The sequence below is a fragment of the Dyella sp. genome, assembly GCF_035508675.1.
Lineage (GTDB): Bacteria > Pseudomonadota > Gammaproteobacteria > Xanthomonadales > Rhodanobacteraceae > Dyella_B.
Genome location: NZ_DATJMN010000359.1, coordinates 1 through 19072, shown reverse-complemented (window position 1 = coordinate 19072; position 19072 = coordinate 1). Strand labels below are relative to the sequence as shown.

Annotated in this window: 13 protein-coding genes; 6 read left to right on the top strand and 7 right to left on the bottom strand. The window is 62.1% G+C overall.

Annotated elements, in window-relative coordinates; all coding sequences use genetic code 11:
* Positions 1-392, bottom strand: a 392-nt coding sequence (locus tag VMA74_RS19110; protein ID WP_325369886.1) for a fumarate hydratase, incomplete at its 3' end; no start/stop codon positions are given.
* A 141-nt stretch (positions 393-533) separates the two neighbouring features.
* Positions 534-1142 (bottom strand): outer membrane beta-barrel protein, encoded by a 609-nt coding sequence (locus VMA74_RS19105; RefSeq protein WP_325369884.1) that lies wholly within the window; start codon positions 1140-1142, stop codon positions 534-536.
* A 508-nt stretch (positions 1143-1650) separates the two neighbouring features.
* Here VMA74_RS19105 and VMA74_RS19100 point away from each other — a divergent pair.
* Both VMA74_RS19100 and VMA74_RS19095 read left to right on the top strand, forming a co-directional pair.
* Entirely contained in the window at positions 1651-3576 is a 1926-nt protein-coding gene (locus VMA74_RS19100) for a S53 family peptidase (protein WP_325369882.1), read from the top strand.
* Between the two features lie 115 nt (positions 3577-3691).
* Positions 3692-4567, top strand: a complete 876-nt coding sequence (locus tag VMA74_RS19095; RefSeq protein ID WP_325369880.1) for a PhzF family phenazine biosynthesis protein — start codon at positions 3692-3694, stop codon at positions 4565-4567.
* A gap of 52 nt (positions 4568-4619) precedes the next feature.
* Here the strand turns inward: VMA74_RS19095 and VMA74_RS19090 are convergent, their stop codons facing one another.
* Positions 4620-5240 carry an outer membrane protein gene (locus tag VMA74_RS19090; protein ID WP_325369878.1) on the bottom strand — a complete coding sequence of 207 codons (621 nt, stop codon included), beginning with the start codon at positions 5238-5240 and terminating at the stop codon, positions 4620-4622.
* Positions 5241-5495: 255 nt separating this feature from the next.
* Here VMA74_RS19090 and VMA74_RS19085 point away from each other — a divergent pair, with 255 nt between their 5' ends.
* The 3 genes from VMA74_RS19085 (at position 5496) to VMA74_RS19075 (ending at position 9721) form a co-directional block, all read left to right on the top strand.
* Positions 5496-6821, top strand: a complete 1326-nt coding sequence (locus VMA74_RS19085) for an APC family permease (protein WP_325369876.1) — start codon at positions 5496-5498, stop codon at positions 6819-6821.
* A gap of 117 nt (positions 6822-6938) precedes the next feature.
* Positions 6939-7475 (top strand): (2Fe-2S)-binding protein, encoded by a 537-nt coding sequence (locus VMA74_RS19080; protein WP_325369874.1) that lies wholly within the window; start codon positions 6939-6941, stop codon positions 7473-7475.
* On the top strand, positions 7472-9721 hold the full coding sequence (locus tag VMA74_RS19075) for a xanthine dehydrogenase family protein molybdopterin-binding subunit (protein ID WP_325369872.1): 2250 nt from the start codon (positions 7472-7474) through the stop codon (positions 9719-9721). Before VMA74_RS19080 ends, VMA74_RS19075 begins: the two co-directional genes overlap by 4 nt.
* A gap of 240 nt (positions 9722-9961) precedes the next feature.
* Here the strand turns inward: VMA74_RS19075 and VMA74_RS19070 are convergent, their stop codons facing one another.
* From VMA74_RS19070 to VMA74_RS19055, 4 genes are all read right to left on the bottom strand, one after another.
* Positions 9962-10618 (bottom strand): hypothetical protein, encoded by a 657-nt coding sequence (locus VMA74_RS19070; RefSeq protein ID WP_325369871.1) that lies wholly within the window; start codon positions 10616-10618, stop codon positions 9962-9964.
* Between the two features lie 237 nt (positions 10619-10855).
* Positions 10856-12847, bottom strand: coding sequence for a hypothetical protein (locus VMA74_RS19065; protein ID WP_325369869.1), 1992 nt, complete (start codon positions 12845-12847; stop codon positions 10856-10858).
* A gap of 147 nt (positions 12848-12994) precedes the next feature.
* Positions 12995-15292, bottom strand: coding sequence for a S53 family peptidase (locus VMA74_RS19060; RefSeq protein WP_325369867.1), 2298 nt, complete (start codon positions 15290-15292; stop codon positions 12995-12997).
* Positions 15293-15684: 392 nt separating this feature from the next.
* A complete protein-coding gene (locus VMA74_RS19055) occupies positions 15685-16698 on the bottom strand; it encodes a hypothetical protein (protein WP_325369865.1) in 1014 nt (337 codons plus the stop codon).
* 257 nt (positions 16699-16955) lie between these two features.
* On the opposite strand from VMA74_RS19055, the gene fusA reads away from it, so the two are divergent.
* Positions 16956-18995: an elongation factor G gene (gene fusA, locus VMA74_RS19050; RefSeq protein WP_325369863.1), complete on the top strand. Its 2040-nt coding sequence runs from the start codon at positions 16956-16958 to the stop codon at positions 18993-18995.
* Positions 18996-19072: the final 77 nt, after the last annotated feature.

Sequence of the window (19072 nt, the reverse complement as noted above, 5' to 3'; positions counted from 1 at the left end):
ACCGCCGGGGTGTTGTCCTTGGTATTGCTGCGCTTGCCGGCCGGGTCGGCCAGCACGCTGGCGCGCAGCTTGTTGTCGGGGTCGTTGTAGGCGCGGCGCACGCCTTCGTTGACCATGTCGTCCACGCTCATCGTGGCGTCCCAGCGCACGTCCATGCCGACTTTCAGAAACACGGTGACGATGCCGGTGTCCTGGCACAGCGGGCGATGCCCTTCCGCCGCCATGCGCGAGTTGATCAGGATCTGCGCCATGGCGTCCTTGGCCGCCGGCGACTCCTCGCGCTCATAGGCTTTGGCGAGGTTGGTGATGTAGTCGACCGGGTGGTAGTAGCTGATGTACTGCAGGGCGTCGGCGACGGACTGGATCAGATCGTCTTGCTTGATGGTGGTCATGGCGGCGGCTTCGACTGGGAAATGAAGTCCCGCAAGCCTTGCGCTCGCGGGACACAACCGCCGTATTGTGCGCCCAAACCGCTCCCCGCACAAAAAAGCGGCCGCGCGAGGCGGCCGCAAAAGAGTGGAGAAGCTCTTGAATCAGAAGCGGTATTCGGCCTGGAGGGAGTACATGCCGATGCGGTGGTTGTAGCTGTCAGACAACGGGGCGCGATAGGTGTCGTAAGCCAGGCCGAGGCTGAGGTTCTTGTTGAAGTTGTAGCCACCGCCCACGCCGAAGTACTCGCCGGTACGGCTGACAGCCGCGCGATTGGACGCGTTGTAGTAGGCGTTCATGACGCGGCTCTCGACCAGCGTGCGCGCACGCAACCAACCGGCGCGGGCGTCTACATACCAGTGCTCGTTGATGTTGTAGTTGAGGTTGCCGCCCAGCAACCAGCCGCGGGTCTGGGCCTGCAGGCGTTCAGTACCGTAGTCGTTGCCGATACGCGCCGTGGTGTTGCCGAGAAAACCGTAGCCTGCTTCAACACCGTAATCCACCACGCTGTTCCAGCGATAACCGGCGCGCAGCGCGCCCGCGTTGCCGGTCTTGCTGAAGCTGTTGCCCTCCATCCCCGAGAACGGATTATCCACGTTGTAACGCGACGCACCCGCATTGGCATTCACAAAGAAATTGCCGTCGTCGGCCAATGCCACGGACGACGCCATACCCAACGCCAAGGCAATGGCGACCGTTGCAAACTTGCGCATGAAAAAACTCCTTGATGCTTGGAACGAAACTCCGCCGTCGAACCGCGCGCAGAGAAAGAGCGGTTGCAAGCGTAAAAATTTTGCAAACGCTAACTGATCGCTTCGCTGCTGCCTAAAGAAATACCTTTCACACAGGTAGGGATTCACTCACACAAACCGTTTGTGCAATTCAGCGCTTGGTTTTTTTGCAGTGCGTCTTCCATCAAGGACTACACAAGCAAGCCTGATGCTTTCGATTGAATCGAGACAAGCCATTCGAATTCACCTGCACATGACATGTAATTTTTCCCACATGCATCTCAGGCACTTCCAGGTTCCACTCATGCGCTATACGCTCACCGCAGCGGCGCGATGCCGGTCGTCAGGGGAGGCGGACGACGTCGCTGGGTAGACGACTTTTCAACCATCTGTGCAACGACATCGTTCGGATGCGGCAAGGGGAAGCTGTGTTTCCAACCTTTTGCTTTGCATGCGCATGTGCTCCGCGCACTCGTTAGGGAGAAGCACCATGTTTGCAAAGCTGCATCGCAAGTCGCTTTCGTTGTCCCTTGGCCTGCTGCTGACCGGCGCCAGCGCCGGCGCATGGGCCGCCGGCGCCATACCGGCACTGGATGTCGGCACCGCACCGGCCAACCAGACCGTACACGTCACGCTGATCCTGAAGCTGCATAACCAGGCCGCGCTGGAGGATTACATCCGCCAGACCGTGACGCCCGGCAGCGCGCACTATCAGCAATTCCTCACTACCCAGCAGTTTGCGCAGCAGTACGGCGCCACCGACGCGGAAGTCGCGCGCGTGCAGTCCTATCTGCGCAGCCAAGGCCTGAGCAGCGAGGTGCTGCCCAGTCATCTGGCGATCCGCACCAGCGGCACGCTCAGCCAGTTCGGCAAGCTGTTCCAGACATCCATCCACAACTACGTCTCGCGCGAGGACGGCCATAGTTTCCACAAGCCGGCGACCACGCTGCAGATGCCATCGGCCATCGCCGATGTCGTCGATGTGGCGGCCGGACTGAGCAACGAGAAGGTTTACCGTCCGCATCATGTCTCCGCGCCCGCGTTCGCGTCGCTGGGACCGGCGAACACCAAGCTCAACGCGCCAACCAGCAAAGGCTCCAGCGGTTCGAATGGCAATCCCACCGCATCAGGTGTGCCCGGCCAGTACACCGTGGGCGACGTCGCCAACTTCTACGACATCAATCCGCTCTATCGCCACGGCGTGGTCGGCAAGGGCTCGACCGTGGGCATCGTGACGCTGTCGAACTTCTATCCCAGCGATGCCACCACGTACTGGTCGGATATCGGCCTGGCCACCAAGCCCAACCGCATTACCCAGGTACACGTGGATGGCGGTGCCGCGATCGATGACGGCAGTGGCGAAACCTCGATCGACGTCGAGCAATCCGGCGGTCTTGCGCCATACGCCAACATCGTCGTGTATGACGCGCCCAACACCACCGACGGTTATGTCGACGTGTTTGCACAAGCGGTGTCGGACAATATTGCCGACAGCATCTCCACCAGTTGGGGCCTGCCGGAGATCTTCAATTTCGCCGCGCTGAATGTGACGGGCGCCAGCCCCACCGACACCACCGACGTGGGCGACCTGCGTGCGTTCCACAAGATCTTCCTGGAAGCGGCCGTACAGGGACAATCGTTGTTTGCCGCCTCGGGCGACTCAGGCGCCTACGACACCGTGCGCGACCTCGGCGCCGGCACGGCCGTGGGCGACTACACCGCACCGCTTACGGTGGATTCGCCGGCTTCCGATCCGTACATCACCGCTGCCGGCGGCACCACCACGCCATATAGTTATGCATTCGGTACTGGTCCGACCGAATCGGTCAAACAGGAAAGCGTTTGGGGCTGGGATTATCTGCAGAACTACTTCGACCAGTACGTTCACCCGATCAATCTGTTCTCCGTCGGTGGCGGTGGCGGCGTGAGCGTGTACTGGCATACGCCGTTCTATCAGGTGCTCACCACCGGCATTCGCCGCAGCGAGCCGAATCAGTCGCTGGTCTACAACGATCCCAGCGCCGGCCCGACCACGCTGCTGCAATTGCCCAGCCATTTCTCGGGCCGCAACGTGCCGGACATCTCGCTCAATGCCGATCCGGAAACCGGCTACGTCTTCGTGTCGACCTACGATGGCGGCCTGCTCAGCGGTGAAGGCGGCACCAGTTTCGTGGCGCCGCAGCTCAACGGCATTACCGCGTTGCTGGTGCAAAGCACGGGACATCGCATCGGCCTGTGGAATCCGCAGGTGTATGCGATGCAGAACATCTTCGGCTATGGCAGCTTCACGCCGTTCAAGAGCATCCGCAGCGGCGACAACTGGTTCTATGACGGCGCGCCGCACTACAACCAGGGTGCAGGTATCGGCGCGCTGGATGTAGCGAACTTGGCTGCTTTCCTGCAATTCGGGTTCTGAGTTCGTAAAAGGGATGCCCTCCCCCGCGTAGGGGGGAGGGCATGCCACAATGTTGCGAACTTGGGGCCCGTATCGATGCCGGGCTACGAGCTATCACTCGCCAACTCGCACGCCGATGACCTCCAAGCGCCGCTTCATGCAACTCGACGTCTTTTCGCGCCAGCCCATGCAGGGCAATCCACTGGCGGTAGTCATCGATACCGAGGGACTGGACGATGCCACGATGCGCGCCTTCGCGCGCTGGACAAATCTTTCCGAAACTGCCTTCCTGCTGCCGCCGACGACACCGGATGCGGATTATCGCGTGCGTATCTTTACACCGGCGCAGGAATTGCCATTTGCTGGACATCCGAGCGTCGGCAGCGCCTACGCCGCCATCGAAGCAGGGTTGGTTGCCGGCGTCAAAACCACCCTGATCCAAGAGTGCGCTGCGGGCTTGTTGCCGGTGCGCGTCGAGCATGCCGGTGCCGAACGCGTCATTCATGTGCAGGCACCGCGCCCAAGCTTGCAAAGCGTCAGCACCGAGATCGGCAGCGCCATCGCCATGGCCATTGGCGCCGAGCTGAGCGATGCGCAGGTGCGTCTCGCCGACGCTGGCCCGCTATGGTGGCTGTGTGATCTGCGCGAAGCGGCTTGCGTACGCGCACTGAAACCGGACATGCATGCGATTGCGCAGTTGACAGAACGCCATGGTGCGATGGGCATCAGCGTATTCGGCCGCGAAGCTTCCGGTCCGGCGCGGATGGCCGTGCGCGCCTTCTGCCCCGGCGACGGCATTCCGGAAGACCCGGTTACCGGCAGCGCCAATGCGGCGATCATGGCGTTTCTCGCCGAACGCGGCGATACCAGCTACGGCTTCGACTATCTGGCCAGCCAGGGCCGCGAAGTAAGCCGCGACGGCTATGTTCGCGTCAGGCGCAATGCTGCCGATGGAAATATCACCATCGGCGGTCAATGCGTCTTGCTGATTGAAGGCGAACTGCGCCTTTAAACAACAACGGCCGCATCAAGCGGCCGTTGTTGGTACTGCGATACGAAAAATTTCAGAAACGGTATTCCAGCGTGCCACCGTACATGCCGGTGTTGAAGCGACCGGCGTAAATGCCGCTTGCACTGCTATTGAAGTAGTCGTAGTTCAGGCTGATGCCCAGGTGCTTGGTGAAGTCGTAACCCAGGCCGAAACCGGCATACAACCCGTCGCCGTTTTTACTCGCGGAAGCCGATGCCAGGCCGAGCTGGTCATTGACCCTGGCCGAGGTATGCGAATGAAACCAGCCTCCACGTGCGGAGAAGAACCAGCCGTAATCGCCGTAATGCAGCTTGAAGACGCCGCCCAGCACTTCCCCTTGGGTCTTGATGGAAATGTGCAGGGGATCGTACGGACCACCGGCATCTTGCACGGCGTAGTTGTCGTTGCCGGTCACTTTGCCCAGATCGACGTATCCCGCTTCGGCGCCCCAAGAATAATCGCCTGCGTTCCACAGGTAGCCCAGGCGCAACGCCCCGGACATGCTGGTGTTGTCCTTGTTCTCCAAGTTCCTGATGTTTGCATTGGACCCGGCCGCTTCCCCATTGACGAAGAAGTTGCCGTCCATCGCCATTGCCGTGCTGGACGCAACAGCCAGTGCGGCCCCGATGGCCGCCGTAGAAATCCATTTGTTCATTGAAACCCCTGATGTGGATGATTGTTGACGGATGAAAACGCAACGTCCGACCACTTCCCTCTTGCACCCATGTGGCGATGCAAGTTCCTGCGTCCGCGCGATGTCCGGCGGACGGTGCATTGTAGGGAGTGTGATGCGCTGCGCAAACTGGGACAGATGCCCCTTTCTGAAGGCCGGGGAGAAAAGATCCGCGCCCGGCTTGCCGTCCATCGCCGCGGTTGCCATGCTCTGCCTTTCCATTCCAGGGGCTCCCTCATGACGTCACCGGCAACCGGCTATCAGCGCAGTCTTCGCCTGCGGGACGCAGCGCTGGTGGTGATCGGCGGCATCATCGGCGGCGGCATCTTTCTCAACCCCGGTATTGCTGCGCAGCGCACCGAATCGGGGCTTGCGCTGCTGCTGGTGTGGGTCGGCGCCGGCGTGCTCACGCTGCTCGGCGCCTTGTGCTACGCCGAACTCGGCGCGCGCCGCCCGCATGCTGGCGGCAGCTATGTCTATCTGCGCGAGGCGTTCGGCCCACTGGCCGGTTTCCTGTTCGGCTGGACCATGTTGCTGGTGATCTATTCCGGCTCCAGTGCAGCGGTGGCCACCATCTTCGCCAGCTACACCGCCGCGGTCTTCGGCCTGCCCGCCGGCATGGCCACGCCACTGGCAGTGGGCGCACTGGCGCTGGTGGCGCTGATCAATTTGTTCGGCCTGAAATTCGGCGTGCAGATGCAAAACCTGTTCACCCTGCTGAAACTGCTGGCCGTGGCGGTATTGGTGGTGTGCGGGCTGTTTCTGGCCGGCGTCGGCAGCGGCACGCCGTGGCTGGCGGTAGACCCGGCGCGCAGCGACGTCGGCTTCATGAGCGCGGCGCTGCCGGTGCTGTTTGCCTATTCCGGTTTCACCTACCTCAACAATCTGGCCGGCGAAGTAAAAGAACCGCAGCGCACCCTGCCGCGCGCCCTGGTGCTCGGCATGCTAGGTGTGATCGCCGCGTATGCGCTGGTCAACGTGGCGTACCTGGCGGTGCTCGGCCACGATGGCCTGGCGCATAGCCATACGCCTGCTGCCGAGGTCATGAACAAGGTCTTCGGCTCGGCGGGGGCCAAGCTGATCGCGGTCGGCATCGCCATTTCCACCTTCGGCTTCTGCAACATCACGCTGGTAGCGGGGGCCCGGGTATTGCAGGTAATGGGCGCGGACGGGCTGTTCTTCGCCAGCGTGGGGCGGCTGCATCCGCGCCATCACACGCCCAACCTGGCGCTGTTGCTGCTGGTGGGTTGGTCGATCGTGCTGGTGCTGTCGGGCAGTTACGGCCAGTTGCTGGATTACGCCACCTTCGGTGACTGGCTGGCCTGCGCCGTCGGCGTGGGCACGCTGTTCTGGTACCGCCACCGCCAGCAGCACGACACCGTGTCGTTCCGCGTACCCGGCTATCCGCTGCCGCCGCTGATCTTTATCGCCACCATCGGCCTGGTGGTGGTGCAAAGTCTGCGTACAAGTTTGGTGAATACGGGCATCGGGCTCGCCATCATGATTGCCGGCATTCCGGTTTATCTGGTCTGGCGGCGAGTGTTCCATCCCGTCCGCTCCTGACAGGCAACCGCGGGGACATCCATCTCAGGCGCTAGCGATGGCTGTTCAGTCGAGACGTGCCCAAATTCTTGCGGCAATGCCACAATGCGCGGATAGGTATGACGGAGACACCACCCGATGGCGCAAGACCACGCCGCGCTGCCCACCAAGCCGACGGCAATCACTCCCACCCCCGTTCGTGGCGGCATCGATTTCCAGCTTAATGGCGAGCACTACCACCACACCGGCGATCCGGCGATGCCCTTGCTGTGGTATCTGCGCGACGTGCTGCAGCTCGACGGCACCAAGTACAGCGGCGAACATGGAGAAGGCGGCGCGGACCTGGTGCTGGTGAACGGCAAGGCCACCTCCGCGATCGACACGCCCATGAGCAAGCTGGACGGCAAGAAGATCACCACGGTGGAAGGCCTGGTCGACGCCAAGGGCAACCTGCATCCGCTGCAGCAGGCCTTTATCGATGAAGACGCGATCGGTTGCGGCTATTGCACACCGGGCTGGCTGATCGCGTCGATGGACCTGCTCAACCGCTCCAAGGACCCTTCCGACAACGACATCGACACCCTGCCCAACCTCTGCCGTTGCGGCTGCCAGACGCGCGTGCGCCAAGCGATCAAGCGCGCGGCCGCGGCGATGAAGCAAGGAGCCAAGGCATGAGCGGTACGGTGAGACTTTCGCGCCGCCGCTTTCTGCAGGTGCTTGCCGGCACGGCCGGCGCATTGATCGTCGGCATTCGCAGCGCCCGCGCGGACGCGCCCGTGCCACCCGACATGCTGGGCGATCCGTTGTACGACTTCGGCATGTTCATCCGTGTCGATGCGGACGGCACCATCCTGATCGGTTCGCGCGATCCGGAAACCGGCACCGGTGTCGCCACCGCGCTCGCGCGCATCATGGCCGATGAAATGGATGCCGACTGGCAACGCGTGCGCGTGCTTCCGCTCGGCCTTGGCGTTGCCAACGACAACGGCCGGCCGCGCTGGCTGTACGGCGAACAGGCGGGCGGCACCGGCAACTCGATGCCGCGCGCCTGGCACGACCTGCGCTCGGCCGGTGCGCTGGCGCGCTGGCTGCTGATCCAGGCCGCCGTACCGCAGCTTGGCGTGCCGCCGGAAAAGCTGCGCACGGGACAAGGTGCGGTGATCGCGCCCGACGGCCGCCGCATCGGCTACGGCCAGCTTGCCGCCGCCGCTTCCAAGATCGCCCTGCCGCACGGCGACATCACGCTGAAAACGCCGGATCGCTACAGCTTGATCGGCAAACCCGCCGGTGACGCCCAGGCCCGCGCCATCGTCACCGGGCAAACCGAATACGCGCTCGACAAACATTTTGGCGACACCCTGGTCGCCGTGCTCGCCCATTGCCCCTGGACGGACGGCGAACTCGCCGGGCTCGACAGTACCGCCGCGCTCGCCATTAAAGGCGTGGTAAAGGTGATCGAACTCAAGCCCGATCCGCACCTGCCCCCGGGCGAAACGGTGATCGCGCCGGCCGTGGCGGTAATCGCCGACAGCACCTGGATCGCGCTGCAGGGACGGCGCGCACTGAAGCTGCAGTGGAAACCGGGCGCCAGCGGCAGCGAAAGCAGTGCTGCGCTGGAACAGCAAGCCACCGCGCTGCTCAATAGCGACGCCGCACCGACCACGCGAATCCGCGATGACGGTGATATCGACAAGGCCAAACGCAAAGCCGCACGCCGCCTGGAAGCGACCTACTACCAACCGTGGCTGGCACATGCCACCAGCGAACCGATGAACTGCCTGGTGCGCCTGGACAAGACCAGCGCCACGCTGTACGTGCCCACCCAATCGCCGCAACAAGCGTGGACGGTGGTGCAGCGCCTCACCGGCCTGGCGCCGGATCAGATCGATATTCGCGTGCCACGCGTCGGCGGCGGTTACGGGCGGCGGCTCGATCACGATTACGTCGCCGAAGCCGTGCTGCTGGCCAAAGAAGTCGACAAGCCGCTGCGCCTGTTCTGGACGCGTGACGAAGACCTCACGCATGACTACTACCGCTCCGGTTGCGTGCACAAGTTCGACGCGATCATCGAAGCCAAGCGCCACGTACTGGCATGGAACCAGCGCGTGGCCAGCGCTTCGGCGCTGGTCGGCCGCGGCGTGCCGGTGGATCATCTGTGGAGTTCGGAAGTCAGCGCCAATCAGTTCCCTGCCGGCTTCGTGCCGAATTACCGGAGCGACTGGTTCGGCCTCTCCTCCTCCATGCCGCGCGGCCCGCATCGCGGCATGCCGCATCTCACCAATGCCTTCGCCGTGTGCAGCTTCGTCGATGAGATCGCGCATGCCCTGAAGGAAGATCCGCTCGTCACCCACCTGCGCCTGATCGGCGAGCCGCGACTGATTCCACAACAAGGTGGCGGCGCGGTCGATACGGCGCGCTTGATCAACGTGCTGAAGCTGGTCACCGACCGCATCGGCTGGAAGGATTGGCTGCACTCGGTCAACGGCTTCGGCCTCGCCTGCTGGTATATGGATGGCGCGTACGTCGCACATGCGATCGAAGTGTCGATGCAGGGCGAAAAGCTCACCATCGAGCGCGCCGTGTGCGCGGTGGACGTGGGCCGCGTAATCAACCCGCTGGGCCTGGAAGGCCAGGTCGCCGGCGCCACGCTGGATGCGCTCTCCACCGCGCTCAATCTCGCCATCACGGTGAAAGACGGCAAAGTGCAGCAAACCAGCTGGAAAGACTATCCACTCGCCAGCATGGCGCAGCTGCCGCACACGGTGGAGGTGATCACCGTGCCGGGCGAAGGCGAGCCCACCGGCGCGAGTTTCCTGGCCATGCCGACGGCAGCGCCCGCGCTGGCCAATGCGGTGTTCCGCGTAAGCGCGGTGCGCGTGCGCCGGTTGCCGTTGATGAAGGAGCTGTTGCGGTTGTTGTGATGCCGCCGCCCCTCTCCTGGATAGAACATTTTTGCCATCGCCGCACGCAGCATGTCCGCGCTCATTGGCGACTCGGCGTACGTCTTCTTGAGCCGACGGTTCTCTTCTTTTCCACTCCTCCATGCGCGGCATTGGCGAGGCTCCCATTGCTTGCGCACGGCGACGACCTAGCTGCCGCTAAAACGGGACTTTTCATGGAGTCTCCCCGGCTCAGGGTACGAGAAGACTCCACTGCCTGTGTCAGCTAATTTGCGGGGGATTGCCCAGGGAAGGTAATGGCTGCCATCTATTGTCCTCACCCATCGTATAACGTTCCCTTCTAGCAAATTTTCCCGATACCGTATAAAGGTCGTCGGTCCGTGAACTAGGCTTTCCATCTTTATACGTTATCGTCTCTTCCTTCGCGACATTGGGATATTCATTGTAATATTCAGCCGATGATTTAGTTGGATTGTCGTTTTTATCCAGTTCTGTTCTGGTCATTTTCGTTGGCTTATCGTTAATAAATTCGTATTTGATCTCAATTTTTCCCTGGCCTCCATAAGGTTGGCCAAACGTATTGCTATAGGTGGTAACGTAAGGTTCTTCCGGGCTCGTTTGGCGAGTCCACCCATCCTTTTGAAAGTCGGGAAGGCTTCCCTGAGGACTGCTGCCAAAAATTCTGACAAAAGGCGCACTTAACCAGTGCCACGCATCGTCAAGAAAGCCTCGTGCATCGCGATTGCCATCCGGCCATCCAACACTTTGCGGTTCGATGGCACTTTCTTGGTTAAAATTGATCGGATTATGCATCTCTAATCCTGTATCCGAAAACCCGGCACCTGGCTTAGCTGGCAACGGCGGCTCTGATGTTATATTCGCAAGGGAAGCGATGTTAGGATTGCCTGATATTTGCATAATATTATCCATTAGCAATGATACTTAAAATTAATTTATGACATGAGTTACTTCAATTCCTATTTTTTATTTAGATGGATGGAATCATATGAATTCAATCCATGGCAATGGCTGTAACTATTTACCCAAGATTTGCCAATTTGCACAAAACAGCGGCCTTCCACCGCAGCCTCATGTGGGACTGGTGCATCCATCGGGCGTGGTGGATTTCATCGCTCATGGCGTCGCCCCATGTCGCTAATGAAACTGATCACTCGCCGGCACCCACGAACCTGAAGCAGACGGCGGCATATTCGCTGGCCTGACCGACGGCAATGGCTTCACCGGCACGGACGTATCCGGCGGACAATTCGGCGGCATCGGCCCACCGCTCACGCGCGCGGCGGCGCATTCGGCGCTGTTGTCCAACACCACCGGCGCAGCCGTTGCCGATGTGCTCGCCGCAGCAGCCACTTCCGTCTTCGGTATCGACGCATTTTGCGAAGGCAGATTCAGGCGGTCGTAGATTTTCTTATCCAACGGCTTCGCCGGGGGATCGGGGTTGTGGCAGCCAAACAATGACGACGGCAGCAAGGGCATGACCTGGCATTCGATGCGCACGCCTTCCGGCAAATTGAAGGTGTGCTTCACGGTGGTTTTTTCCACCGCATGGCGCAAGGCGGTGTCGATGGAGCTCTCGCCCTCGGGCGTCCAGTACTGATCGAAGCGCGTGGGCTTGTAAGCCGGCAGGTTGACGTTGTGCGACATGATCTGCGTATCGCCGCGCGGCTTGAGCTGGATGTAGGTACCGGTGGGCGTACCCGGTGTACCGCCACCCTGCTCGCCTGCGGTGTTGTTGCCGGTGCCGATGGATGGCGACGGCTGCGTGCCCTGGGTGCCGTTGTTTTCGTTCGGCGATTGCATCACGCCATTGGGCTGGCCAGGGTTACCGGTTTCACTGCCTTGCGGTGTCGCGTTGGGCGCCGTGCTGGCGCTTGCGTTGCCTTCGTTCGCCGGTGCACTCACCGTTGCTGGATTCGGCGCAGGCGAAGGCGCGGCGGCTGTTTCCTTTTCGCTGTTGGGCGAGGTCGACGGCTTCGTTTCGTTCTGCTGCGACGTCGGTGCGGGCGTCGCAGCGGGACTCAACTCTGGTCGCAGCGACACCTCCGGCACCGCCAGCTTGGGCGCTTCGATCGTCAAGGACGGCGCAGCCGGTGTCACCGTCGGCGTAGGTGCAGCCGACGGCGCCACCGGCACTGGCGCCAGTGCCGGTGGCGATTGGGGACGCACCACCGGCCCGAGTTGCTGCGGCGACGTGCGCTGCACATTGGGGGTCGCCAACGGGGTGGCCGATGCCTGCAGATTCACCGTCGGCGCCTGCTGCGCTGGCATGGGTATGGGCTGCAACGCCGGGGCAGGCGGCGCGGCGGGTGTGGGGCTGGGTTGCACAGACACCACGCTTGGCATCGGCACCGGCGCCAGCGATGGTTTCTCCACCGCGATCTGTGGCGGCGTGAGGGTCGGCGCCGACTGCGCGGGCTGGGTAGGCAAGGCGATGGACGGCAACGGCGGCATCGGCTGCGTACCCTCCGGCTGCGGCTTGCGCGCGGGCTTCGGCTGAAAGGCCGGCGGCACCGGTTGCGGCACTGGCACCGCCTGCAACGCCAATGGCGGTGGCGGCAAGCCGATCGGCGCAGGTTGCTCAAACTGCTGCGGCGCGGGTTTCGGCAACGTGATCGGCGGCAGCGGCGCGGCGGGTTGCGGCTGGGCTTTTTCCGCTGCGGGTGGCTTGGCCTGCGCCACCACCGGTGGCTGCTTCGGCGCTGGCACCGGCGGCTGCGTCACTGCGGCAACCGGCGCGGCAGTGGATGCTTCATGAATGGCATGCACCGCCTGCGCGGTATTGCCGCGATGCGTGGGGCCGTGCTCTTTCGGCGGCACGCCGCGCACCGGTGGTGGTGGCGGCGGTTGTGGCTTGTTGGTGATCAGGCGCACCAGCAGCGCATTGCCCTTGGGCTCCGGCGGCGGCGGTGGCAGTTGATAGGGCGGCCCGAGAATCGCCACCAGCAGTACGATCAGATGCAGCAGCAGCGTGCCGATCAAACCAGCCAGTTTCAGCAGACGATCACGCGGCTTCTCGCGCGTGCGCCGCCGATAGACCACCGCCCAGGTCGCCGCATCGCGCGGCGACTTGATCATGATGACCTTGGAAGACGTGGGGCTGAGGTTATCGGGGGGCAATGGCGACATGGCCGCCAGTGTAATGGGGCACAGGAATTTCTTGATTGCACACCACCGAACCTGCCATGCCGATCCGGTTTTTTTCGTATGGATGGAAATCCCTGGCGGCGCTGGCCGCCAGGGATTTGGACATCCGTGCCGACTACGGACGGCCGATCACAGACCGTTGAACGATTTCCACGCCGACAGCAGGTTGGTGGCATTCACCGAACCCAGCCCATTGGCGCCGCTCCAACCGGCCTGCGCTGCATAGGCCGCCGTGCTGCTGTTGTACTTGGCGGCATTGGACGAGGTCAGGCCGACCTTGGTCGGTCCGTAGAAGCCCTCGAAGTTCTGGATGGTGCCGTAGAAGTAGCAGTCGGGCGTGACTTCGTTGTCGCTCAGCAACTCGATGCACTGGGTGGAGTTGCCGCCATCGGTGATGTTATGGAACACGCACTTGCCGGTGCCTTTGGTGCCGTTGTCGGCATTGCAGGCGGCGAGCGTCGGCGGTGCCGCACCGGTGGGACCACCGTACTCGTTGCGTGCCAACTCATACAGCGTGGGTGCCGCATTGCCTTGATCCACCGCGCCGCCTGCGCTGGACAAGCCCTGGTCGATCAGCGCCTGGATGCCGGCGAACATCGGCGACGACAGCGAGGTGCCACCTTCCAACTCCACGGGCTGGGTGAAATTCGTCGTGCACGGATAGTAACCGGTGCACAGGATCACCCAGGAATAACCGCCATAGGAACCGGCAAACAGCGACACATCCGGCAAGTCGCGCGACTGGTCCTTGGCCGCACCGCGCACGATCCGCTGCCACGATGGTTTCGACACCACCGAGGACGCGCCGCCGCTGCCGCTTTCGGAAGTGACGTAATAGCCATAGGGGTCATAGACCAGCGCGTTCTTGCAGAACTGCAAGGCGCTGAGGCCGACCAGATCCTTGGCGGCGCGGGTATTGCCGCAGGACTGGTTCCAGGTGATTTCCGGCACGTACGACTTCGCCGAACCGTACACCGCATTCAAGCTGCTGTTGAAGTATTTGCTGCTGGTGCCATCGAGCACATCCGCCGTGTCCGATCCGCCGACGGCCGTATTGTTGGCCGACGAACCAAACGAATTGGCATCGATCGCCGGCACCCCATTGATGATCGAACCGTTGAAGCTGGGGTTGGAGCCCGAATCGCCGCTCGATACGAACACCGAGATACCTTCGGCATCGGCCTGCGCCCACATCGCGTCGATCGCCGTCTTGCTGGCCGCATCGGTGAAGCCTTCACCATAGCCGTAGCTGGCGCTGATGATATTGGGCCGCGTGCTGCCATTGATCAGGTTGCTGGCCGCCGTGAACACCCCACCGAAGAAATTGTTGCTGCCGGTGTCGCTGCAGGTCGCCACCCAGATATGGGCGCCCGGCGCAATCGCGGTGGAATATTCCGAATCGAGCACCGTCTCGATGCTTTCGCTATCGGGATCATTGCCGCCCGGGTCGGTGCAATTGCCCGTATCGGGCGACAGCAACGGCTGGAATTGCTTGAACGTTCCGCCATAACCGCCCAGGCCAAACTGGCTGACGAAATTGGGCCAGTCCGACACGTCCATGTCCTGGTCTTCCACCACTGCGATGGAGATGCCTTTGCCGGTCAGGCCTTGCACGTACAAGGGCTGGGTGTTGTAGATGGTCTGCATATCCCAGGGCGCAAAGCCGCGTACGCCACCTTCGAAACTCACCATCGGCTTCGGCGCACTGCCGGCATGGGCGGTCGTAGCCGTTTGCTGGATCTTGAAGCGCTGGCTTGCGCCATTGAATTGCGCAATCTGCGGCTGCTGGTGCAACGGTTGCGGCCGGAAGTCGTTCAAGCCCGCCACACCCACCACCACATCGCGCAAGGCTGACGGGATGCTGATGTCGCCATCGTTGGCGATATGGTTTACATGATTGACGACGTAATGATTTTCCTGCGTGTGGAAGGCCTGGCGCACCTGGCCTGCCGTGCCGCTGAAATCGATCTGCATCTTGTTCGGCAGCACGCCGTTGACCTTGAAGCCCTGCGAAGTAAGCCACGCCACCGTGGCGCTGATATCCGCGTCGTTTACCCCGAAGGCTTGCCCGAACTGGGCCGGCGTCACCCATTGATGGAACTTGGGAGAAGAAGGATCGTGCTGCGCGGCGATCAGCTCATTCAGCGCCGCCGTACGTTTTGCGCTGCGCTGCAAGACCAACTGCATATGGTTCATCGGGGTTGCATCCGCCACGGCGCTGGTGGGCGCTACCCGATCCAATAGCGATAGATGGGTATGGCTCAGCGCGGAAACCACCCGGTTATCGACGGTTTGCGTAACCCGCGGCGCTTCGGTGGTGTCGATGCCCGCCAGCGCCACGTTTGAAGCGGAAGCCAGGGCCATTGAGGGCAGCGTGCCGAACGCCGCTGCAATGGCGATGCTCATCATCACATGCTCGGTTTTCACGTGTTTTCTCCATAAAAAAAGGGAAACGAAAAAAAAAGCGAGCCCCCTGTGATGGATCTGCCAGCTCGTCCATGTATTCGTCGTAGCCACCTCTCTGCCCATAAGAACGCATAAGCCAAACGCACCGCCGCACGGGCCCGACGCAGCCACTGGCCGCGGTCGCGCTGACTGGTTTATTTCCCGCTTGCCCCGCGAAATGAGGGGACCTACCGATACTGCACCTAGTTTGTTTTGAACGTCTAGTGCTTCAAGTCATTAAAAAAAGGGCTTGGCATAAAAAAATAGTTTTATTTAGACCTCCAAATTTTGGACGTCTAAATTTTATGAATCTTGTCGATGTGATTGGCACGTGATTTAGGACGTGAAGAATGCATGACAAAGGCATGCAGGCCCTAGGGCCCAGCTTTTTTCTTCTCCACGTCCACCGCACGCGCCGGCGTGTCCACCGGACAGCCATAAGGCAGCGGCTTGCCGGCTCGATAGTCCGCAATGCAGGTTGCCACGTCCAACTTTGGCACGGAGGTTCCCTTGACCAGCGGCGGTGGCGCCATGTTCAAGCGTTGGTCGCCATCGGTGGGCGGTGGTGGCGGCGGCGGATCGCCACCACAGCCGCCGGCGAGCGCCGCGAACGAAATGCCGCAGTGGATGCGAATACCGCCGGGCAATTGAATGGTCTTTTTCACCGTGGTTTTTTCCACCACCTTCTGCAACGCATCGTCGATGGCGTTGCTGCTCTTGCGCCAATAAGGATCGAGCTTGGTGGGCTTGTACTTGATCAGGTCGCGGTCGTGCATGATCTGCGTATCGCCCTGCGGCGCACGTTGCACGTATTCCGGCGCTGGCGCGCTGGACGCAGGGGCTGGCAACACGATCCGCCCGGTGCGGTCGAACAACAAGGGGCGCTGCACCGACGTTGCGGGGGCCGGTTGAGGCGCTGGCGCGGCGGACGCTTGCAGATGTACTGCCATGGCGTTTTTTAATACCGGTTCACGCGTCGGATGTGGCGGCGGCGGTGCCACCGGTGCCGGCACCGCTTGCGGCGCGGCCGCGCGGTGCGCGATGAAGCGCACCTGGATGCCTTGGTCGAGTTGCACCTGCACCACTTCCGGCGCCCGCACGGCCGGCTTCATCTCATACCACACCGCCGCCGCGAAAAAGGCATGCAACAGCAGCGCAAGTACCAGCCCCATCCACAGGCGGCGGCGATCGCGCGGCGGTTTGCGCCAGCGCAATTGATGCAGCATGGCGCGGGTAGGGCCATCGAGCTGCGCCAGCCCCCGCTGCCGGTCGTTATCCGGCGGCGGAAACCAACGGTGATGCTCGACCTGATCCGGGTGTTCGATAAAACGTCCTCGAGGTATGTGCGAGCCACATCGTGCGGCTGCGGTCGCTAGGGGATGCCTCACAGACCATGGCCTGGGCCTACGGTTCCGGCGGCGATCACTTTAGGTTAACGAGATGGCCCAAGCGCCGCGATGCGCGGTCTTCGCATTGCAACTTGACCATTCCGCCCAATGAGAGAAGGCTAGTCAAACGCAGCAGCCGCCCTGCAAGCGCTGCCGCTACCCCGCCATGACCGCCCTGCGTCCTGCACGCCAAGGACGACCATGACGGCCCACCACGATAGCCGCCTACGGCGGCTCATGCAGAGGAGGGTCGCATCGTGTCCTACCACACGGAACATATCCGCAATATCGCGCTCGCCGGTCATGCCGGCGTGGGCAAGACCACGTTGTTCGAAGCCTTGCTGCACGCCGGCGGCGTCATCCAGACGCAAGGATCGGTAGAGCGCGGCACCACGCAATCGGACACCGACCCGCAGGAAAAAGCGCGCAGCCATTCCATCGACAGCTGCGTCGCCGGCATTGATCACGATGCCTGCCACATCAACCTGATCGATACCGCCGGCTACCAGGATTTCCGCGGCGGCACGCTCGCCGCCTTCGCCGCAGTGGAAACGGTGGCCGTGGTGGTGAACGCCGCCAACGGCATCGAGTACGGCACGCGCCGAATGATGGAGCGCGCGCACGAGCGCGGTTTGGCGCGCCTGCTGGTGATCAACAAGATCGATGCCGAAGCCGGCGGCCTTCTTGCACTGGTGACGGCGCTGCGCGAAGAGTTCGGCAGCGAGTGCCTGCCGGTGAACCTGCCGGCCGAGCAAGGCAGCAAGGTATTGGACTGCTTTTTCCATCGCGACGGCGCCACCGATTTCTCCTCGCTGGCCGAGGCGCACCAGCAGATTCTCGACCAGGTGGTGGAGATCAACGAAACCACCATGGGCGCCTACCTCGATGCCGGCGAGGAGGCGCTCACCCCGCAGCAACTGCACGATGCCTTCGAGCAATGCCTGCGCGAAGGCCACCTGGTGCCGATCTGCTTCGTCAGCGCACGCACCGGTGCCGGCGTGCACGAATTGCTGGATATCTTCAACCGCCTGCTGCCCAATCCGACCGAAGCCAATCCCCCACCCTTCCGCAATGCACAGAACCTGCAACTAGCAGTGGCGCCCGATCCAAACGCACACGTGATCGCCGATGTGTTCAAGGTGGTGAACGATCCTTTCGTCGGCAAGCTGAGCGTTTTTCGCGTCTGGCAGGGCACGATCCGCCGCGACAGCCAGCTGTTCATCGACGACAATCGCAAGGCGTTCAAAGTCGGCCACCTGTTTCGGCTCAACGGCAAATCGCACGTGGAAATGGAACAGGCCATACCCGGCGACATCGCCGCCGTAGCCAAGGTGGAAGACATCCATTTCGACGCCGTACTGCACGATTCGCACGACGAAGACCTGATCCATCTCGAACCCCTGCGCTTCCCGCAGCCGATGTTCGGGCTGGCGCTCGAGCCCAGGCACAAAGGCCAGGAGCAGAAGCTTTCACAGGCGCTGTCGCGACTATCCGAGGAAGATCCGTGCTTTCGCGTGGAGCATCACAAGGAACTGAACGAAACGGTGATCCGCGGGCTTTCCGACCTGCATCTGAAAATCATGCTGGAGCGCATGAAAGAGCGTTACGGCGTGGAAGTGGTGACGCACCCACCGCGCATCGCCTACCGCGAAACCATCTCCGGTTCCGCAGATGGACATCATCGTCACAAAAAACAAACCGGCGGCGCCGGACAATTTGGCGAAGTATTCTTGCATGTCGATCCGCTGGACCGCGGTGCCGGCTTCGAGTTTGTCGACGCGGTCAAGGGCGGTGTGATTCCCGGGCAATACCTGCCCGCCATCGAGAAAGGCGTGCGCCAGGCGATGGAAAACGGCGCTGTGGCGGGCTATCCGCTGCAGGATCTGCGCGTGACCGTTTACGACGGCAAATACCATCCCGTCGATTCGAAGGAAGTAGCGTTCATCGCCGCAGGCAAGAAAGCGTTTCTCGATGCGGTCAGCAAGGCGCGGCCGCTGGTACTGGAGCCGATCGTGGATGTCGAAGTAGCTATTCCCGAACCGAGCGTGGGCGACGTCACCGGCGGCCTGGCCAGCAAACGCGCGCGCATCATGGGCACCGACGCCAAGCACGACGGTGAAATCCTGATCAAGGCCCAAGCGCCATTGGCCGAACTCACCGACTACCCCACCGAACTCAAAGCCATGACCGGCGGCCGCGGCCGCTATAGCCTCGACCTCAGCCACTACGAACCGGTGCCGCCGCCGATCCAGCGCCAGCTCAGCGAAGCCTGGAAACCCAAACTGGACGAAGACTGACGTCGCCGCTCCATTCACCGGACGAACCGGGCGACGTCACAGCCGCCCGGCTTGATCTATTGATTTCAATCACTAGA